Source organism: Methylococcus sp. EFPC2 (assembly GCF_016925495.1).
In the GTDB taxonomy this organism is placed as follows: Bacteria; Pseudomonadota; Gammaproteobacteria; order Methylococcales; family Methylococcaceae; genus EFPC2.
Map to the genome: position 1 here is coordinate 1,455,543 of NZ_CP070491.1, position 22,119 is coordinate 1,477,661.

The following is a 22,119-nucleotide window of genomic DNA, read 5'->3' on the forward strand; positions in this document are numbered from 1 at the left end:
TTTGACGGTCTGCGTGCCTTCCAGCGAATCGGGCGCTATGGTCACGACGGCGCCATCGCTGGCCTGCACCGCGCCGCCGTCCGCGCCGATCACCGCCTGGTCCTGTTGCAGAGCCTGTACCCGCACCGGTACGACGAACTCCACGCCCTTGTAGATCACGGTGACATCGGCTAGCCCGACCTGCTTGCCGGTGACCAGGCCATCGGCGCCGGCCGATACCACCGAACTGTTGCCCGCGTAGTAGAGCGTGCCGTTGCCGGCCGCGGTGACGAGGTCGCCGTCATTGACCTGCACGCGCAAGGGCTTGTAGCCGTCGACTACCAGGGTCAGGGCCTCGGGATAGACGTCGAGCCCGGTGAAAAGCTGAATATGCTCGTACGGATTGGGCGAGCCCACCACGACCGCCGTGGCGCCGGTGATGTTGCCGCGCGTGGCCACCAGTGCGCCGAAGCCCTGGCTCAGGCCTTGCAGGGCGCCATTGCCCAGCAATTTGGCGATGCTCGGGTCGGTACTGGAAAGCGTCACGTAAGACGCGTTCAACTCGACGCCGGTCTGATCGGCGAAATCGCCCGTGATATTCGCCTTCCAGGCATTGCCCAAGCGGATGTCGGGACGGCGGTTGGCAAAGTCGATACGCAACAGCGGTGCGTCGCTCACGGTCACGAATACCTTGCCGGTCTCGGACTGGGTGTAGCCGTCGTCGGCCACAATGGTGAACCAGGCCTCGCCGGCGTAGCCCTGCTTGGGCGTGAACAGCACCTTGCTGCCGTCCCCGGATATCTGGACCTGATGCTGCGGGTCGCTGCTGCCGGTGATGCGGTAAGTGAGCGCATCACCTTCCGGATCGCTGAGGATGGACGATACGCTCACCGCCGTGGTCAGGTCGACGTGGGTAAAGCCCGAGCCCGTCCCCACCACCGGCGCCGCATTGGGCGAGAAGCCCAGGTTGGCGTAGAGCAGTTGCACGTCCACGGCATCGACGTGGCCATCGCGGTTGAAGTCGGCCGCCGGCAGATAGGCCGCATCGCCCTGCTGGGTGCCGCGTGCCGTGCTCAGCAGGCCGGTATCCACGCCGTCCACCCGCTGGTCGCCGTTGATGTCGCCCACGGCAAACAAACGCAGGGTGTAGCCGCCCGCGCCGTTGCCGCTCACGCGCAGAGCTTGCAGGCCCGCCTGTTCGAAACGGTAGATGGCAAAGGCCTTGCCGTTCTGCACGCCGGAGGCGATGGGCGAGGCGCCGTCTATCGCCGGCAGGCCGGGCTCGAAGCCCGAGCCGTCGGCGGCACCGAGCTCCACGCCCAGCAGGAAGGCGCCGCCTTGCGGCAGGGCCACCTCGCTTGCGCGCACGGCCAAGGTGTAGATCGCTGCGTCGCCCGCGGCGATCGCGCCGGTGTAGGTCTGTCCCAGATAGGCGAGCGCGGCGCCCAGATCCTGCTTGGCGGTTTGCACCTGGGCCGTGTCGCCGTACCGGATGACCTGGCTGCCGGCACCGCCGCTGATCAGGGTCAGGCGGTGGGTCGACGGATCGGCATAGCCATAGCGCTGGCCCGTGCCCGCCGACAGATTGCGGGCCGTGACCAGATTGCCGTGTGCGTCGTAGCGGTAGTCGTAGCCGCTGCCGTCCGGCGCGGTGACGTGGGTGAGGCGGCCTTGTGCGTCCTTGGTGAAGACGACGGCGGCATTGTCGGGGCCGACGATGCCGCTGTCGCTCACCGTCAGGTGCACGCCGTCGGCGAAAGTGATGCCGGTGAGCCCGCGGCCCACGGCGATGTCGTAGCGCGTGCCGTCCTGCGCGATCAAGGTGTAGGGGGCGGCCTCGTCGCTCAAGGCGGCCGGGTTGTAGGCCGCACCGTCGGTCAGGCTGTAGAAGCTGCCCGCGGCGCGTTGCAGTTTGACCGGCGCCGAGACCAGTTGCCAGTTCACGCCCGCATCCGCGGTCCAGGCCGGTGTGAAATAGCTGTAACCGTTACCCTTGACCTGTTGGGGGGCGAAGGTGAAGCCCACGCGCTGGCCGTCCGGTGTGGTCACATAGACGCGCGAGCCCTCGCGCAAGGGATTGTAGACACCCGTGCCTTCAGCACCGGTGGGCGGCACGTCGCTCTGCACGTCCAGATCGATCAGTCCCAGGCTCCAGCCCAGCCCGAAGCTGGATGGCGTATAGGCATACAGTTCGTCGTAACGACGGGTGAAGTCCAGCGTATGGCCGGCCAGGGTGAAGCTGAAGTCGGCGATCTGGGTGACGTAGCGGCCCGCGGCGGGCGCTGCGGCCAGCTCGACGGTGCTGGTCGTCTCGGCGCGGCGCCCGGCGATGTCCTGGGCCGACAGGCGCAGGGTGTAGAAACCCCGGTTGTAACGGCCGGCGTCCAGGGTGGTCAAGGTGCCGTCCACGGCCGCCGTACCCTGCGCGATGAGGTGGAAGTCCTCGCTGCCCAGGGGCGCGATTTCCAAGGTCCAGGCTTCGAGGTTGCTGTCGGCCACCTTACCAATGAGCGCCGCCTGGGTGGCGATGCGCTGGCCGTCGAGTGCGGCCGCCAGTGAGATCTCGGGCGCAGCCGTGTCGGCGGCATCGCGCACCTTGAGCACCTTGGTCACTTGGCTGGTATAGCCGTCCAGATCCGTGGCGGTGGCCACGAGTTCATACAGGCCGCTGGCCGCGGCGGTGAACACGGCGCGGCCCTGCGCGTCCAGCGCCAGCGCGGTGCCGTTGACGGACAGGGTGCGCGCGGCCACGGCCGAGAACGCATCGGCCTGCACGTTGATCGCCACCGGCTGGCCCGGCAGCGACGGGAAGCTCGGCGTGAGCACGATATGGGTCTGGGGACCGACGGCTTGCGGCGTGACGCGCAAGGCCAGGCCGCGTTGCACGGTGGTCTTGCCGTCGCTCAGCGCGAGCACCGAGAAGAAATCACCGACCTGCCCGGGGTTGGGTGTCCAGACGATTTCGCCGGTGACCGGGTTCAGATCGGCGCCCTCCGGCAAACCCGTGGCCGAGAAATGGAGCGTTTCGGCGCTGTCGGGGTCGCTACCAGCGAGGGTGAATTGCAGCGTGTCGCCCAAAGCCACCTGATGGTTGGTGAAAGACAGCACGGGCGGCCGGTTGATGTCCGCGATGTTGATCAGCACGGTCTGCTGGACGGACGCACCCGTCAAATCGGTCGCGGCGAACTTCAGCTCGTAGCTGCCCGCCTGGTCGTAGTTCGGCGTCCAGGTCAAGGTGCCGGTCAGCGGGTCCAGTTTGGCGCCGGTGGGCAGCGAACCGATGGCGCTATAGGCCAAGGCGTCGCCGTCCGGGTCCGAACCCACCAGGCTGAATTTCAGCAGCGAACGCTCCTGTCCGCCGATGGGCACGATATTGGCCAGGAAGGGGGCGCGGTTGGTCGGCGTGACCGTAATCGTGATTTTTTCGCTGCTTTGCAGCGCACCGTCCGTCACGGTCAGCACGATGTTGCCAAAGACACCGGCCGCATCGAATCCCGGCCGCCAGGTCAGCAGGCCGGTGGTCTCATCGAGCCTGGCGCCAACCGGCAGGTTGGTCGCCGTATAAGTCGCAGTGTCGCCGTCCGTATCGAGGGCGGACAACTGCAGCGACAACTCTCCGCCCTCCGCGACGCTGAGCGCGCCGACCGGCGCCAGCAGGGGCGCGGCATTGCTGGCCCGCGCCGTCAGCGTGACGCTGCGGGTGTGGGCATTGCCCTTGGAGTCGGTGACGGTGAAGCTGACGGGGTGCGAACCGGCCTCGCTGGCCGTGGGAGTCCAACTGAAATGGGCGGTGCCGTAGACGGTGCCGGCGGTCAGTTGGGCGTTGCCCGGCAGTCCGCTCGCGCTGAAGTTCAAATCGTCCTGGTCCAGGTCGCTGGCGGTCAGCGTGAACTCCAGCGCTTGGCCGATCAGGGCCACCTTGTTGCCTATCGGTGCCAGCAGCGGGGGTTCGGAGGTCGAAGCGACCGAGATCACGAAAATGTGCGACGCCGACAACGCCTTGCCGGCACCGCCGCCGTCGCCGTCGTCGGTGGCCACGAGCTTGACGAAATGGTCGCCGCGGTCACGGTCGCCCGGCGCGATGCGCAGCGTTCCGCTGCCGTTGGCCGTGGCGCCGGGAATGAAGGTGACGAAGTCGGGCAGATCCTCGAAAACGAGCGACAGCGGATTGCCGTCCGGGTCGCTGACGACGATGGGCAGATCCAGCACCTGGCCCTTGCTCACGGGCACGGCCAGGGGCGTCTGCTCGGCGATCACCGGCGTGCGGTTGACGTTGCGCACCACGATGGACACGTTCGCGTGGGAGATTTGCGGCGTGCCGGTGCCGTCACCGTTGTCGGTGGCGATCACGTGCAGGGTGTGGCTGCCGGCCTGGCCGTAGCCCGGCGTCCACGTCAGCATCGCGGTGGCCGCATCGAATTGGGCGCCGGTGGGCAGGTTCTCGACCGCGTAACTGACGGACGGATCCGTGGTGTCGGGCGGGCTGAGCGTGCCATCGGCCAGGCGCATCTGGGGCTGGTAATGGGGGTTGTCCGGATCCAGCGCGAACAGGCGCAGCGTGATGGGCTGGTTCTCGTCCACCGAGAGCCCGTCGAAGGAGTCGAACACCGGAGCGGCGTTGACGTTGCTCACATTGATGCGCACCACGCGCGACCCGCTGGCCTGGCCGTCGCTGACGACGAAATGGATGTCCACCGGGCCCGCACGGTCATACGCCGGGGTCCACTCGAACACACCGGTGTTCGGGTGCAGCGTGGCGCCCGGCGGCAGGTCGGATGCCGTGTAGGTCAGGTTCGCCGAGTCTACGTCATCGGCGATCAGGGTAAAGCGGATCGGGTCGCCCTGGCGCACCGTGCGTTCCGGGATGCCGCGCAACACCGGAGCCACGTTGACCTTGTCCACGATCATCTTGAGCCATCGGCTCGTGACGTTGGTGCCGTCGCTCACGGATACCCGCACCCGATCGTATTCGCCGGCCTGGTCGCCGGCGGGGGTCCAGTTGAGCTGGCCGCGCTCGGGGTCGAAACTCGCACCCGGCGGCAGATTATCGATGCTGTAGGCCAGGCGCTGGCCGTCGGGATCGGAAGCGACGATATCCAGGATGTAGGACTGGCCGGTGCTCAGGCGCACGGAAGTGGGCAGCGTCAGTTCAGGCGCACGGTTGCCGCCCGCGACTTCGATGGCGAAGGATTGGCTGGCGTAACCGCCGCGCGTGTCGTAGGCGCGCAGCACCACGGGAGCGACTGCGGGGCTGGCCGCGGTCGGCGTCCAGCTGAGGAGGCCCGTGGCGCCATCCAGAGTCAGGCCCTGCGGACCGTCCATCAACACATAGGTGATGACGGCGCCGTCCGGATCGCTGGCCTGGGCCTGGTAAACGTAGCCCTGCCCCGCCTGCGCCGCCGTGGCGGGAGAACTGCCGAATACCGGAACCTGGTTGGGATAGGGCATCGAGTAGACGCCGCTGCCGAGGTTCACATGCTGGCCCAGCGGGTTGCTCAGCGTGACGGTGCGCACCTCGGTGGAAGCCCCCGGCGCCAATACGCCGCCGGGCAGGTTGCTGCCGATGTCGAGGAACCACAGGCCATTGCCTTGCAGCGACGCCCCCAAGGGCTGGCCGGCGAAATAACGCGAGGGGTCGAGCACCAGCATCACCGGAACGCGGAGCTGATAGTCGGTGCGGTTGGTGACCTTCACGTCGAAGCTGACCGTGCCATCGGCGCGATCGGATCGCGTGTTGACGAAGGCGATGTCCACCAGGGAGGAAAAGTCCTCGATCAGGGTGAAGCTGGTCTGGTAGTCCGTGCCCAGGCTCAAGCCCGCGGCCGAGCGCATGCGCTTGTCTACGGTCAGGGTGTAGACGTCGGCGGCGGGCGATTCGATGTGCAGGGTGGCCGTCCGCGTGAGCGCGTCGTAGTCCACCGAAATGACCGACACCCGGTTGCCGCTGCTGTCCAGCAGACGGTAGTTGAATGGGTTGAGCACCGAGTCGTCGGCGCGGGTCAGGCCGCGCCGCATGTCGATGTTGAAAGTGACGCGCAACTGAGAGTGCGGCAAGGCGACCAGGGCATTTTGCGGCGGGTCGGTGTGTACCACCTCGGGCGCGATCAGCGGGGCGATGACGTCGACCTGGGCGCTATTGGCCACGAGCAGGCGGCCGTCGCTCGTGGAGAGCAGTTGCTCGGCGCTGGGTCCGCCGCTGGCCACTTTGAGCATGCGCAGGGTGGACAAGTCCACCATGTACAGATCGGCCGGTGCGGTGCTGCCCGAGCGGATGCGCGAAGACACGAACAGCAGTCCTTCGAGTTGCGTGCCCGCCTTGCCGAAGGCCAGCGAATCCAGGTCGGCATCGATGCGCAATTGCGCGCTTGGGCGGCCATGTTCGTCGAAGCTCACGACCTCGCCGCGGTTCGGCCAGGCGGTGCCCCACAGGCGGCCGTTGGGCGCGATCGCCAGATCGTCGACGCGGAAGTTGCTGTAGTGGCTGAAGGTCCGCGCGGTCGGATCGAAGATCTCGATGCCGTCGCCCGAGGACACGTAGAACGCGTGTTTGGCCGCATCGAACACCAGCGTCTGGGTCAGGCTGTCGCCATAGCGGTTGAGCACGGCGAAGCTGGCGGGGTCGAGTTCGAGCAATTGTCCGCCGCCGCTGGTGGCCCACAGGCCGCCGTGGTCGTCGTAAGCCAGGTCGAAGACGGGCTCGTTCAACGCGGCGATGGGATTGATGGCGCGGCCGCCTTCCTGCGTATAGCGGTACAGCGCGCCCCGGTTGGCGCCGCCGCTGACGATGAAGCCGCCGTCCGGCTGCTCCAGCAGGGCCAGAGGGCCGATGCCGGCGTCGCTTTGCGCGATGCCGGTGCCGAAGACTTCGCCCGAGAACGGTGCCAATACCTGCGTGAACTGCGAGGGCCGTTCGGGTGGCGTGGCCGGCAGATTGTTTTGCTCGGCCTGGCTGAAAAGCTCGTTGGTCGCGGTCGCGTTGCTGGGTTCGGGCGGGGTGCCGGTGTCGATCGTGGTGCGGTCCACCGTCGGCGTGCCGCCCAGGTTGGTCCGCGTGCCGTCGTCGGGCAGGGATTGCGACGTGCGGGGCGCTTCGCGATTACCCGCGTTGTCGGTGGACAGCGCGGCGAATTCGTAGCGGTGCCCGGCTTCGCCCTGGAACAGCGCCGAGCCGGCCGTGGTCTGGCGCTGCCAGATCTCCCAGGCGCCGCCGTCCTTGGCCACGTAAACGGTCGTGTGTTGCACGCCCGATCCGCCGGTTTCCTCGCTAACCGTCCAGCGCACGTCGTAGACGCCGGTATCGCCCTCTCCCAGCGGGGTCGCGGTCAGGGTGGTGAGCGGGGGCTTGCCGTCTATCGTTTGAACCAGGTCCGTCGTGTCGTAGCTGATCTTTTTGTCGAACGTGACGCTGGCCTGCGCGTGGATCCGCGTGCCGGTTTCCACGTCCAGTTTCGGCTGTACCGTGTAGCTGACCCAGCCTGCGCCCCTGCCCTGGTCATCGTTGGGCGGCAGCAGGCCCCGCGTGGCGTCGGCCAGCACTTCGCCGGTTTCCGGATCGATGGCTTGCAACACCCACACGGCGGTGCCGGTGTTCGGTTCGACGCCGGCCGACACGCGCACGAGGTAGCCGCGCGAATTGCGCAGGTCGATATCGCCCTGGAAGCTGGCGCGCCCCTGCGGGATGTGGAGGGTGACGTCGCCCAGTTTGATGTCGCCCAGGCGGAAGCTGCGCGGGCTCAGCGACGGATCGAGCTTTTGTTCGATCCTGATCTCGTTGACGGGGCTGATCGCTTCGGCCAGATTCTGGAAATCGATGGTGTAGGGCAAGGCCTGGTCCACCGGCAGGTACTGCTGCTCGCCGTAGGCCTGCGGCCCGGTGATCGAGGCCTGCGCGGTGCCGGTGCCGCCGGTATCGAGCGAGGACTGCAGCATCAGCGGCGAGAGGTCCGCGCTGGCGGTGGCCGACGCCGGGTTGGCCCTGCCTTTGGCGTAGACGTTGAAGGCGTTGAGGTAGGTGGTTTGCGCCAGGCCGAGGTCGTAATCCTCGAATTCCGGCAGCGCCGGCACCGGCACCTTGATCACCACCTGGTCGCCGTCTTCGGACACGTAGAGGTCGTCGTAGCTGGCGATCGGCGCGAGCTTGCCGGGCTGGTCGCCATACCAGCGGTGCACGGCTTCGAAGAAGTCCAGCAGATCTCCGTCACTCTGGATGCGTTGCCCGGCCGGCCCCAGCGACACGCCGCTGGCGAGGATGGACAAGGTGCTGGCCACGCGGGGCTGCTCCAGCACGGGCGGGGCCGTGTCGACGGGGCGCAGCAGGCCGACCTGTTCGAGCGCGGCCAGGTAGCTTTGCTGCCAGCCTTCCTGGTCGGCGGCCAGGCCGATCAGGGCCACGCTGGCGGTGCGGTCGGCCAGGACTTTCAGGCGCAGGGCTTCGGCGTCCGCGGTCTGGCGCTGCACGAATTCGTCGCGCGTCAAGGCCGTCGCCGTGGCGAAGACATTGAAGCGGAACGGCATGTATTTCTCGACGGCGGCGATTGCCTTGAGGAAGCTCAGGCTGTCCGGATGGTCGATAGCGTTCTGAATCAGGCTGTAGAGTCCGGCCAGGCGGGTGTCCAGGCTGCCGTCCGCCACCCACTGCGGGCGGGCGTCGGCCAGGGCGTCGCGCAGACCCGCCTTGTTCTTCGCCAGCACCTCCAGGAAGCCGGGATAGGTCTGGGCGATGAAGTTGAAACCGGCAAAGCCGCCGGCCTGCAGATCCAGCACATAGCCGGGTGCCAGCATCTCGCCGGTGGTGTTGACTTCGGAGTCCAGGCTGACCCAGACCGTGTCGCCGTCGATGCCGCTCGGGCTGGTGTCGCCCCGCACATTGCTGCTGAAGCTCACGTAAGGCAGGCCCCAGACCCGAGCGTTGTTGCCCATTTCCGGCACGCCTACCTGGAAGTACACGTAAGGCGTGTCGATGTTGGTGGCGTTCTCCAGGGTGACGTGATAGAGACCCGCGTTGCCCGGCTTGAGCGTGCGGGGGCCGCCCAGGCCCAGCGAAACGTCGATGGGCAGGGCCCGCTCGATAAGATAACGGTAAGGCAGCACCGCTTCCGCGCCGTCGGGGTTGATGACCTTGACGTCGTACAGGCCGTGCGGCTGGTCGCGCAGATCGAAGATCGCGATGATCTTGGTGGCGTCGATGATCTCCATGCGGGTGGGCGTGACTTCGGCTACGCCCGGGCGGATCAACTTGACGAGGGCGCCTTCCTTGAACTGCGCGCCGGTCAGGGTCATGCTGACCCAGCGTCCGTCGCCGCCCTGGTCCGGCGTCACATCGGTGAGCTGGAAAGGCAGGGCTTCGGCCTTGAGGGTGGCCGCGAAGGTGTTCGCGCCGGCGGATTGCGAGCGGACCAGCACGTAGTAGTCGCCCGCTTCGGTGCGCGGGATCACCGCGGTCTGATTGGGCTGCAGCGGTGTGGTATAGCTGGCGTCGAAGAGCGCCGGCGTGGGCACATCGCCCCAGCGCACGTAGATCTCGTCGGCCGCGTCGGCCCGGTTGGTGCGCAGGGTGAAACGCAGCGTCTGGCCCGCCTCGGCATGGACGCGGTAGAGCAGGCCTTCGCCGACCTTCATTTCCACCGGCTGGGACACGCCCAGCTGCAGTTCGGGCACGCTGACCGTGATTTCACCGGGCAGGGGCGAGCGGTTGTTGGATTCCCCGATGCCCTCGTAAACCTGGTTGTAGATGTCCGGCCGCACGATGATGCGGTAGTTGCCGCCCTTGAGCGGCGGCAGCCTGAAGGTGCCGAGCAGGGTCGTATAGTTATCGCCCTTTTGCAGCGTGCCGACGTGATCCACCTGGCCCAGACGGATATCGCCCAGATCCCACTGGCCGTCGGCGGACAGATAGACGGAATCCGTCCAGCTGCCTTGCGCCGCGAAGTCGCCCTGGTTGGTGACGGTCCAGCGCAGCTTGATGTCGCCGTTGACCGTCGCGGTGCCCTGCATTTCGACATTCGTGACCACCAGATCGGCCGGCGGCGGCAATTCGACCACGAGTGCGGCGGACTGGTTGGCGTTGTTGTTTTCCTTGCTGCCTTCGTAGACCTGACCGCGCGGCCTGTCGTTGGTGACGGGATCGGTCACGACGATCACGTAATAGGAACCGACTATTTGGCTCTCGAGCCGGATGCTGCGGTCGACGTGATAGCTCTCGCCGAGTTTCAGCACGCCGGCGTGGCTGACGACGTCGATGAGGCGGTCGGCGTTGAGGTCCAGCGAGGCGTCGGCGGACAGATAGATGCGGTCCAGCCAGTGCGTCTGGTCGGGCGGCGTGTCGCCGCTACCGGCATTGACCACGTCGTAGCCCAGGCTCAGCACCTGTCCGGTCCACAGATGCTGTGCCGCGATGGTGACGGGCTTCACTTGCAGGTCGGCACTGGGCCGCAAGCTGACGTCGATACCCTTGACGGTGACGTTGTTGCCTTCTCCGCGGAATTCGGGCACGGCATCGGAGGTTCTGCCGATACGGCTGTTCTCGGTGGGCGAGGGACTGTTGTTGCCCACGCCGAGGATATCGGAGTCGGTATAGACGATCAGATACCAGCGGCCGTCGGCGCCTTCCGGCAGGCGAATCTGGAAATCCTGCGTATAGCTGCCGCCGTCGGCGGCCAGCACGCCGCCATGTCTGAAATCTCCGACTTGCAGGTCGGTGCTGTCCAGCGAGGGATCGCGCGACAGATAGACGCGGTCGTTCCATAAGAACTGGCGCGTGTCGCGGTGGCCCTGATTGGTGACCTTGAAACTGCCGCCAAGCAGACCGCCCGACTGGTAGCCGCCGGGCTGCAGAGTCAGTTCGGAGACGATCAGGTCGGGCTCGCGGTAGACCACGTCCAGGTCGGTCTGGTAGCGGTTGTTGTCCGTCCCGGGCGGCTCGTAGGCATGAAACACGTAATGGCTCAGGGACAGGTCGTTGCGTCCCGCCACGTCTTCGCCGTCGGGCTGGTCGATAGCGGCATCGACGATGAGGTGCAGATAATAGGGACCGTCGGTGCCGGCGGGCAGCCTGAGATCGGCATGCCCGATGTATTCTCCGTTATGGATGAGCCCTTGGCTGTTGTTGTGCACAACGCTGCCCAGCAGGGTCGCACGCGAGCGGATGAAGCTGGCGTCGGGCGAGAACCAGATCTGGTCCACCCAGCTCTTGGTGCCGCTCCAGACGTCGTGACCCTGGTTTTGCACGGTCCAGCTGACGGCGATCTGTTCGCCCGAATAGCTTTGCTCCGGTGTGACGCTCATCGCTATGGGCACCAGATCGGCCGGGCGGGGGTCGATGACCGTGCTGGTCCAATTGCTGTTGTTGTCTTCGTTGCTTTCGGCCACCGACGGTACGAGCGCGGTGTCGGTCTTGACCGTGACGTAACGCGCTTTCACGGCCGGCGACAGCGTGAAACTCTTGGTGTTGGTGTAGCTCTCCAGCTTGCCGAGCGACTTGAGGCGGCTGAAGCTGCCGAGGAACCACTTCTTGGCCTGAGGGTCGTCCAGGGGCAGGTCGGAAGCGTAAACCGAGTCGACCCAGTCGTCGGCCTGGCCTTCGTCGTGGTTCTCGACGGTCCAGCTGATCGTGAAGGGCTGATCGGTTGAGCCCGTCGCGTCGGCGACGACCTTGGTCACGCGCAGATCGGCCTTGGGCGCCGGCGGGTTGCCTATGATGTCGATAGCCCGCGCCTTGTAGTTATTGCTGTCGAATTCGGCGGGATCGTCGGGATTCGGCGTGAAGGTGTCTTCCAGCACCGCGTCGTAGGCGTCGGTCCAGGGCGTGATGTAATAGCTGCCCGAGGCGATCTCCTGCGGGATGCGCACCTTGATGACGGCCTCGTAGCTGCTCGCCTCGTTGCTGCCTTCCTTGACCAGCACGCCCGTGTGCAGCTTACTGCCCAGGAAGATGGCGCCGTTGCCGATGACGTTGCCGTGCTCGTCTTTCAGTCCGGGCGTGGGGCGGGTCTTGTCGCGCGTCAGCCAGACCGAGTCGGTCCAAGTGGTCTTGTCGGTGGTGTTGACGCCCTTGTTGGTGACGGTGAAGCGGACTTCGATCTCGCTGCCGTAGATGGCCTGCGACGGCGCGCTCACGTCACTGACGACGAGATCCGCGGGAGGATAGGGGTTGATGAAAATCTCTTTCGCGGTGACGTTGTCGTCGTCGTGCGGGTATTCGTCCATGGCCCTGTCGGCATCGGCGGCGACCACTATGAAGGCCTTGCCCTGGTAGCGGGTGGGTATGGTCACCAGGTGCGACAGGGCCGTATAGCTGTCGTCTCCCGCGCCCGTCGCGCTCAGGGCTTGCGGGTTGTTCACCGTGTCCAGCAGCAAGTCGTCGCTGCTGAGCTTGTCGTCCAGCGACAGGTAGACCTTGTCGTGCCAGCCGGCTACGTTGGTGGCCACGGTGCCTCGGTTGACGACCGTGTAGTTCACCGCAAAGCTAACGCCTGCGGTGATCTCGTTCGCGGGACTGACGTTCTGGACCTGCAGGTTGGGCCGGGCCTTGGCCGACAGCAACAAGGTCTGCTCGTCGGTCGTCGCATTGTTGTTGGCGCGGTCGCCCAGTTCGAAGACCGTGCCGGCGATGTTGGTGCTGACGCGCACCACCCAGCCGCCGTCGATGTGGGTGGGCAGCACGAAGCGCTCGGTGCGGGTGTAGAACTTGCCCGCTTCCAGGCCGCCATCGTGGCGGAAGCTGCCCAAGGTAATGGGCCGGACTGTTGCGTCATTGGCCTTGACCAGTTCCACCTGATCGGTGATGGCCGCCAGCGCATTGGCCTGACCTTGGTTTTTGACTGTCCAACCGATCTGGATGGTGTCGCCCTCGTTCGCCGAAACCGGTGCGACGATGTCCGGATCCACCACCAGGTCGGCACTGGGCGCCACGCTGACCTGCACTTCGCCGGCCAGCGCACGATTGTTGTCGTCGTGGATGAACTCGAAAGGCCCGCCGGTTTCGACGAACACGTAGAAATGACCGGACAATCCTTCCGGCAGCGTCAAGTTGCCGGTGCGGTCATAGAACTCCCCGTTCGCCAGCGCGCCCAGGTGATCGAACGCGGCATTCGCCACGATGCCGCTGCCGTCGGAATTGCGGGCGAGGAAGACGCGGTCGCTCCAAATCGTGGTGTTGGTGCGCGCGATACCCTGGTTTTGCACGCGCCAGTTGACCGTGAGCGTACCGCCCGACAGCGCGTCCGCGCCCACGCTGGGCTGGATGATGGTCAGGTCGGCATAGGGTATGGGCATGATGTCGACGGGGTGGTCCGCCGCGTCGACGTTGTTGGCTTCGCTGCCGTTCTCGAACACCTGGTCGGCGCTGTCGCTGCGCACGAAGACCGTGAAACGCCCGGTCAGGGAAGGCGCCATCAAGAATTCTTTCGTCTCGCTGTAGCTGGCGCCCTTGGCCAAACCGCCGGTGTGTATCAGGCTGCCCAGCACGATATCGTCGCTATCGCCGAGCACGGCGTTACGCGAGGCGATGACGCTGTCGGTCCACTCCCCGCTCAGTCCGGCTCCGGTGCCGAGGAGGTTGCTCACGGTCCAGCCGACGGTGATATGGGCGGGATCGGCGATCGTGAGCGATGGAGCACTTACGTTGCTGACCTGCAGATCGGCATAGGGCGCCAGGTCGATGTCGATGAGCGACGCGCGCTCGTTGTCCTGCTCGCCATTGGCTTCGTGCACCGCCCCCGTCGCATCGGTTTGCACGATGATGCGCCAGGCTCCGGACAAATCGATGGGAATAAGGGCGTGGATGCTGCCCGGATCCGTGGCCAGCGGCGCCAGCGGACCGTTATGGGTGAATTCGCCGAGCAGGCGGTCGCCCGCGCCGACGGTGCCATCCTGCGAAAGGTAAACCCGATCGATCCAGCTCTCGGTCACCGCCCGCGATCCCGAATTGACCACCTCCCAGCTGATGTCGATGCTATCGCCGGACCGGGCGCTCGCAGGCGCAACGACGGGGTCCGCCAGTTGAAGGTTCGCGTGGCCCAGCGCCAACGGGTCGGAAACCTTGAGATTGTTGGCCTCCCGACCGTATTCATAAATCTTCAGGCCCGCATCGCTCACGACCAAGAAAGAATAGGAAGCATCGATCCAATCCGGCAGCGTGACGGTCGCCTCGGCGGAATAGCTGTTGTCGCCGGCGTTGGCGGACAGTTGCCGGGTCTGGCTGACGGTGGCGAGGAGTGCGGCGCCGGTGAGGCTACCGTCCTTGGCAAGATATACCTTGTCGACCCAGGTGCCGCTGGCGGTCGCCTCCCCGGCGTTGGCGACGGTCCAGCCGACCGTGACCTGATCGCCGGCCCGGCCTGTCGCCGGGCCGTTCACACCGAGGGTGACGAGATCCGGCGCGGGCGTCGATTTGATGAGCGTCGGCAGGACGGTGGCGGCAACATTATTGTTTTCGAAACTGCCCTCATAGACCTGGTTCAGCGCGTCGCTGCGGATGAGAAAATAGTAACTGCTCGCAATACCGTAAGGGACCGGGATCTGGGTGACGGTGGTATAGGTCTCGCCGGCGGCGACGGCGCCGCTGTGGTCGGCCTGCCCCAGCAGGATATCCGTATCGTCCAGTGTCTGGTCGGTGGAGAGGTAGATCGCGTCCTGCCACTGGCTGACGTCGGTCGCACCGTCACCGCGGTTGCGCACGCGCCAGGACAGGGCGGCCGGCGTGCCCTCGATCGCCTGCTCGGGGCCTATGGCCACCTCGAACTGCAGGTCGGCATAAGGCGAGGTCAGATTGATGGGAATGGGCGGCAGGAAGGTATTGTCGGCACGCGTGTCCGGTTCGGGCACCTGGTTCAAGGCGTCGACGACGACCGACAGATACCAGGTGCCGTTCAGGCGCTGCGGCAGGGTGACCGAACGGCTGGTGGTATAGCTGGCGTGTGCGGCGAGGCCGCCGGGGTAGTCGATGGTGGCCAGGACGATATCGTCGGCATCGCCGATCTGCCCGTCTTGGCTGAGGACGATCCGGTCGGTCCGGGCCTGCGTGACATTGACGGAGCTGTTGTTGGTAACCGTCCATTGCACGCTGATGCTGTCGCCGCCGCGGGCGTCGAGCGGCACGTTCTGGCCGTTTGCCGTCAGGCCGCTTACCGTCAGGTTCGGATAGTCGACCGCGGCCGAAGTGAAGCCGATGACGCTGCCGTTGTTGCTCTCGGCATTGCCTTCGGCGTTGACTTCGGACACCGCGCCGGTGGCATCGGTGGTCACGGTGATTTCGATCTGCCCGGTCCCGCGCAGGCCGGTCGGCAATGCGAAGTCGTAGCCGCGCTCTCTCGACTGCCCGGGCGCGGGATGGCCGCCGCTGTCGGCCGCATTGGGGTCGAAGCCGACAAATTCGTCGACCAGGGTCTCGCCGGTGGCCAGATTGCGCACGACGATGCGGTCCGACCAGCCGGTGACCGTGGCGGCGGTGCCGCCGTTGTAGTCGTTCCAACGGACATTGAGGGTGCCTCCGGCCTGCGGGAGGGTTTGCAGCGTGGTCAGATTGGTGACCCGCAGGTCCGGGGCGGATATCAGCGTGACGGCGTCCGTGTTGTTGGTTTCCGCCGTACCCTCCGGGTTGGATTCGAAGATTTGGCCGTTGGGACCGGTGCCGCCCGTGTCGGCGCGGACGGTGAATTCGAACCGGCCGATGCCGTTGATACCGGCGGGCCAGATCAGCTTGTAGCTGCGGTCGGCAAGCCCCTCCGGCGCAATCGGGCCCAGTGTCGATTCGTCGTAGGGAACGGGAGTCGTGACGAAGGTCTGTCCGGTCGCGAGGTTGCGTACGGTCAGGGTCTCCGTCCAGGAGCCGCGGGTAGCGATCGCACCCTGGTTATGGGTCTTCCAGCTCACGCTCACGGCGTCACCGGCTTTCCAGCCGCCGGCCGGGCTGATCGCCAAATCGGTCACCACCAGGTCGGGATAACTCGCCAGGGTCGACGTCAGGCTCAGGCTGGCGCTGTTGTTGGTCTCGGCGTTGCCGTCGGCATTTATTTCCACGATGCCGCCGGAACCGTAAATGTTCTGGTCCGCGGTGATTTGCACCAGCAGATCGCCGACGCCCGCGCTGCCGTCGGCCACGCGGAACTTGTAGGTCTGCTGAACGGAACCGTTCGCCTGCAGGACTCCGCCTGCGGGCGGATCGTAGCGGAGCTGCTCATTGACCAGGACCACCCCCGTGGTCTGGTTGACCACGCGGATTCGGTCGTACCAGCCGGCCGTGATGGGCGCATTGCCGCCGTTCACGTCGTTCCAGCTCAGGGTGATGAACTCGCCGGTGACGGGCGTGCCGATGTCGCTCATCAATCCGCCTACCTTCAGATCGGGTGCAGACAGCACGACCGTCTGGGCGGTGTTGTTGCTCTCGGCCGTGTCGTTCGGATTGTTCTCGAAGACCAGTCCCGTCGCATCGACGGTGACCAGGAATTCGATCTGACCGGTGGCATTGATCCCCGCTGGCCAGAGGATCGCGGTGCTGCGGTCCCGGAAATGGCCGCCTTCGATGTCGCCGGATTCGTAGGGTATTTCTTTCGTAAACAATACCTGACCGGTCGTGAGATTCTTGACACGCAGGGTTTCGATCCACGAGCCCGAGGTCGCGCCGTCGCCGTGGTTGTAGGTCTTCCAGCTCACCGTCACGGCATCGCCCGCGAGCCAGCCGGATGCCGGGGTCGCCGTCACTTCGCCCGTGGTCAGATCGGGATAGGGCGCCAAGGCCGAGTCCAGGCTGACGCTGGTTTCGTTGTTAGTTTCCGCCAGGCCTTCGGCGTTGGTTTCCACCACCGCATTGGTCGCGTCGGTGATCAGCGTGAAACTCAGCTTGCCTGCGCCCCGGTTGCCTTTCGGCAGCAGAACACTCTGTTCGCGCTGTACGCTTTGACCGCCCTGGAGGGCGTCACCGACGTAAGGTATCTTGATGTCGGCGAGCAGCTCATCGGTATCCAGATTGCGCACCAGCAGCCAGTCGGTCCACGACGTCGTCGTCGCCAGCGTGCCGGTGTTGTTCACCGCCCATTTCACGGTCACGGTATTGCCGGACTGCAGCACCGAGTCCGCGCTCAGGCCCAGGCCGGTCACGGTCAAGTCCGTTCCGGCCTGCACCGTGCTGACGTTGATGTTCCTTACCTTGAGTACCTTCGGGTCGGAAGCCGTGTCGACGGTGAAATCCATTTGTGCGCCGGGACTCTCTCCGCGCAGGACGCTGAAGCTGCCGGCCCGGTTGGCATACGTCATCAGATTGAAGACGTCGCTGGTCGCGGGCACATAACCGCCGTCCAGATAAACGGCCAGCGTACCGGCTAGATTGGCCGTTCCGGTCGCCGCCAGCAGTCCCGTCGTCGTCGCATTGCCAAGACCCACCCGCACGGTGGCCTGCGCGCCGAGACTGAGCGAGCCGACGATGCTTAACTGCGCACCCGGGGCGATGTGCAGGGTGCCCTGGTCGATGGCGAGATTGTGGTTGTAGGTCAGCGTGCCGGCAGCGACATTGACCGCACCGGTATTGTTGAAGGCGATCGAACTGTGTAGGCCGTGGTTACCCGCCACGGTCTGATTCAGCGTGCCGGCGTTGTTGAAAACCCCGCTACCACTCCAGAGTCCCAACGGTTGGCTGCTGGAACTGGCCAAATTGAGCGTCGCCCCGGCCGCGTTGGTTAGGGTGTTGCTGCCGCCACTGGTGTAACCAAAATAGATAACGTCATCGCCACCCAGCGTCAGCGTGCCTTCGTTCAGCCAGGTCTTGCCCCCAGTAAGAGCGAGCACGTTGCTGCTGCTCATGTTGACGGTGCTCACGCCTTGCGTGGTGAACCTCCCCGTGCCGCTGAGGTAGCTGGTCGTACCGGTGACATCGAAGGCACCCGTCACCGTGACGTCGCCGCTGCCGCCCAGGGTGCCACCGGTCAGGATCAGATCCCCCAGGATGAGCGACTGGTTGACGAGCAGGCTACCGGAGCCGATCGTCAAGCCGGTTCCACTACTGGCAAGATCAAACGTAGTATTCGCGTTCACCGTGGCACTACCAACTACCTGCAATGTCCCCAAACCGGTGATGTTGGAGCCGGCGTCGAGATTGCGTGTGCCGCCCGCGAAGCTGAGCGTGGCTCCGGCGTCGACCGCATAGACTCCGGTATCGGTCCCGCCGCCCGAGATCGTCAGGGTTCCCGCATCGACATTGACCGTGCCGCTGTTGTTGAAGGCGATCGAGCTGTGTAGGCCGTGGTTACCCGTCACGGTCTGATTCAGCGTGCCGACGTTGTTGAAAACCCCGCTACCACTCCAGAGTCCCAACGGTTGGCTGCTGGAACTGGCCAAATTGAGCGTCGCCCCGGCCGCGTTGGTTAGGGTGTTGCTGCCGCCACTGGTGTAACCAAAATAGAGAACGTCATCGCCACCCAGCGTCAGCGTGCCTTCGTTCAGCCAGGTCTTGCCCCCAGTAAGAGCGAGCACGTTGCTGCTGCTCATGTTGACGGTGCTCACGCCTTGCGTGGTGAACCTCCCCGTGCCGCTGAGGTAGCTGGTCGTACCGGTGACATCGAAGGCACCCGTCACCGTGACGTCGCCGCTACCGCCCAAGGTGCCACCGGTCAGGGTCAGGCTGGGCAGGATCACGGCCTCGGCGGTGTTGAAATTCAGCGCTCCTCCACTGACCATGACGGGCGCCAACTGCCCCGAAACAGACGCCCCGTTGACGTTCAGGGTACCGCCGCTGACGCTCAGTCCCTCACCCGTCGGCGCGATGTCCAGTCCGCCGTTGACGTTGATCGTGCCGCCCGACACAGCGAATGTGCCCAAACCGGTGATGTTGGAGCCGGCGTCGAGATTGCGTGTGCCGCCCGCGAAGTTGAGCGTGGCCCCGGCGTCGACCGCATACACGCCGGTATCGGTCCCCCCGCCCGCGATGCTCAGCGTGCCGGCAGCGACATTGACCGTACCGGTATTGTTGAAGGCGATCGAACTGTGTAGGCCGTGGTTACCCGTCACGGTCTGATTCAGCGTGCCGACGTTGTTGAAAACCCCGCTACCACTCCAGAGTCCCAACGGTTGGCTGCTGGAACTGGCCAAATTGAGCGTCGCCCCGGCCGCGTTGGTTAGGGTGTTGCTGCCGCCACTGGTGTAACCAAAATAGAGAACGTCATCGCCACCCAGCGTCAGCGTGCCTTCGTTCAGCCAGGTCTTGCCCCCAGTAAGAGCGAGCACGTTGCTGCTACTCATGTTGACGGTGCTCACGCCTTGCGTGGTGAACCTCCCCGTGCCGCTGAGGTAGCTGGTCGTACCGGTGACATCGAAGGCGCCCGTCACCGTGACGTCGCCGCTACCGCCCAAGGTGCCACCGGTCAGGGTCAGGCTGGGCAGGATCACGGCCTCGGCGGTGTTGAAATTCAGCGCTCCTCCACTGACCATGACGGGCGCCAACTGCCCCGAAACAGACGCCCCGTTGACGTTCAGGGTACCGCCGCTGACGCTCAGTCCCTCACCCGTCGGCGCGATGCTCAGTCCGCCGTTGACGTTGACCGTGCCACCGGATACGCGGAAAGAGCCCAGGCCGCTGATGTCGCTACCGGCGTCGAGATTGCGCGTGCCGCCGGCGAAGTTGAGCGTGGCTCCGGCGTCGACCGCATACACGCCGGTATCGGCCCCGCCACCGGAGATCGTCAGGGTTCCCGCATCGACATTGACCGTGCCGCTGTTGTTGAAGGCAATGGAACTGTCGAAGCCGTGCGCGCCCGCCGCCGTCAGATTCACGGTGCCCGCGTTGTTGACCGCCGCAGTGCCGGTCCAGTAACGCAGGAGGGTGGCCTGGCTACTGTTCAGGTTCAGCGTGGCGCCCACCGCGTTGGTCAGGGTGTTGCTGCCGCCGCTGCTGTAGCCGAAGATGATCTGGTCGTCGCCCGCGACCGTCAGCGTGCCTTCGTTGATCCAGTGCTTGCCGCCGGACAGACTGAGCCACTGATTGCCCGAGGCGATGTTCAGCGTGCTGTTGCCCTGCGTGGTCAGCGTGCTGCTGCCGGCCAGCGTGCTGCTGCCGGTCACGTCGAATGCACCGCTGATGGTGACGTGGTCCGCGCCATCCAGGGTACCGCCGGACATGAGCAGGCTCGCCAAGGTATGCGAGTTGCCCGTGTTCAGGTTCAGGACGCCGCCGCTGATGGCCAGACTGCTCAAGGTGTTGGCGCTGTTCAGGTTCAGCGTACCGCCGCTGACCGTCAGGGAAGCCAGTGCTCCCGAGCTCGCCCCCGCCGATACGTTGAGCGTTCCGCCGCTGACCCGGAGGGCCGCACCCGTCGTGGCGATGCCCAGCAAATGCCTGACATTGACCGTGCCGCCCGACACCGCGAACGAGCCCAGGCCGTTGATGTCGCTGCCGGCGTCGAGGTTGCGCGTGCCGCCGGCGAAGTTGAGCGTGGCTCCGGCGTCGACCGCATACACGCCGGTATCGGCCCCGCCGCCGGAGATCGTCAGGGTTCCCGCATCGACATTGACCGTGCCGCTGTTGTTGAAGGCAATGGAACTGTCGAAGCCGTGCGCGCCCGCCGCCGTCAGATTCACGGTGCCCGCGTTGTTGACCGCCGCAGTGCCGGTCCAGTAACGCAGGAGGGTGGCCTGGCTACTGTTCAGGTTCAGCGTGGCGCCCACCGCGTTGGTCAGGGTGTTGCTGCCGCCGCTGCTGTAGCCGAAGATGATCTGGTCGTCGCCCGCGACCGTCAGCGTGCCTTCGTTGATCCAGTGCTTGCCGCCGGACAGACTGAGCCACTGATTGCCCGAGGCGATGTTCAGCGTGCTGTTGCCCTGCGTGGTCAGCGTGCTGCTGCCGGCCAGCGTGCTGCTGCCGGTCACGTCGAATGCACCGCTGATGGTGACGTGGTCCGCGCCATCCAGGGTACCGCCGGACATGAGCAGGCTCGCCAAGGTATGCGAGTTGCCCGTGTTCAGGTTCAGGACGCCGCCGCTGATGGCCAGACTGCTCAAGGTGTTGGCGCTGTTCAGGTTCAGCGTACCGCCGCTGACCGTCAGGGAAGCCAGTGCTCCCGAGCTCGCCCCCGCCGATACGTTGAGCGTTCCGCCGCTGACCCGGAGGGCCGCACCCGTCGTGGCGATGCCCAGCAAATGCCTGACATTGACCGTGCCGCCCGACACCGCGAACGAGCCCAGGCCGTTGATGTCGCTGCCGGCGTCGAGGTTGCGCGTGCCGCCGGCGAAGCTGAGCGTGGCCCCGGCGTCGACCGCGTATATGCCGGTATCGGTCCCGCCGCCGGAGATCGTCAGGGTTCCCGCATCGACATTGACCGTGCCGCTGTTGTTGAAGGCAATGGAACTGTCGAAGCTGTGCGCGCCCGCCGCCGTCAGATTCACGGTGCCCGCGTTGTTGACCGCCGCGGTGCCTGTCCAGTAACGCAGGAGGGTGGCCTGGCTACTGTTCAGGTTCAGCGTGGCGCCCGCCGCATTGGTCAGGGCGTTGCTGCCGCCGCTGCTGTAGCCGAAGATGATCTGGTCGTCGCCCGCGACCGTCAGCGTGCCTTCGTTGATCCAGTGCTTGCCGCCGGACAGACTGAGCCACTGATTGCCCGAGGTGATGTTCAGCGTGCTGTTGCCCTGCGTGGTCAGCGTGCCGCTGCCGGCCAGCGTGCTGCTGCCGGTCACGTCGAACGCGCCGCTGACGGTCAAGGCTCCCGTCCCGGCCAAAGTGCCGCCGGCCAGCGTTAACTTCCCCTTGATGTACGAATCGCCGTTGAGATTGAGAGTGACGCCCCCGGTCAGTGTGAGATCGCAGTCGCAGGAGAGCGAGTTCACCGTGGCGGTGCCACCGGAGATGGTCACCGTCTGACCGGCGGGCAGCCCGATCAAGACATCGTCGGTCGCTACCGGTACGGCACCGGAACTCCAGTTGGAGGCTACATTCCAGTCGCCGCCCGCGGCCCCTATCCAGGTGACGGTCGAGGTGGCGGCCGCTTGCAGGCTCGATATGCCCGTATCGGCCAACTGGATCACCGGCGCGGTGTCCGTCGCCGGTTGGGAAATAGCCGTCGCATCGCCGGGGTCGGAAGTGGTGGAGACAACCTCGGCCGTCGCGGAAAGTAAAACCCGCGGTTCGAGGGTTTCGAACCGCAACCTCCCGCCGCCCTGTCC

1 protein-coding gene (cut by a window edge) is annotated in these 22,119 nt (G+C 65.7%); it reads right to left on the reverse strand.

From position 1 onward, the window contains the following. A protein-coding gene (locus tag JWZ97_RS06130) for a CARDB domain-containing protein (protein ID WP_205433913.1) crosses the window boundary here: on the reverse strand, nucleotides 1–22,101 show its 5' portion. It extends 16,833 nt beyond the left edge of the window; only the first 22,101 of its 38,934 coding nucleotides appear in the window; the start codon lies at nucleotides 22,099–22,101; its stop codon lies off the left edge, out of view. Nucleotides 22,102–22,119 lie beyond the last annotated feature (18 nt).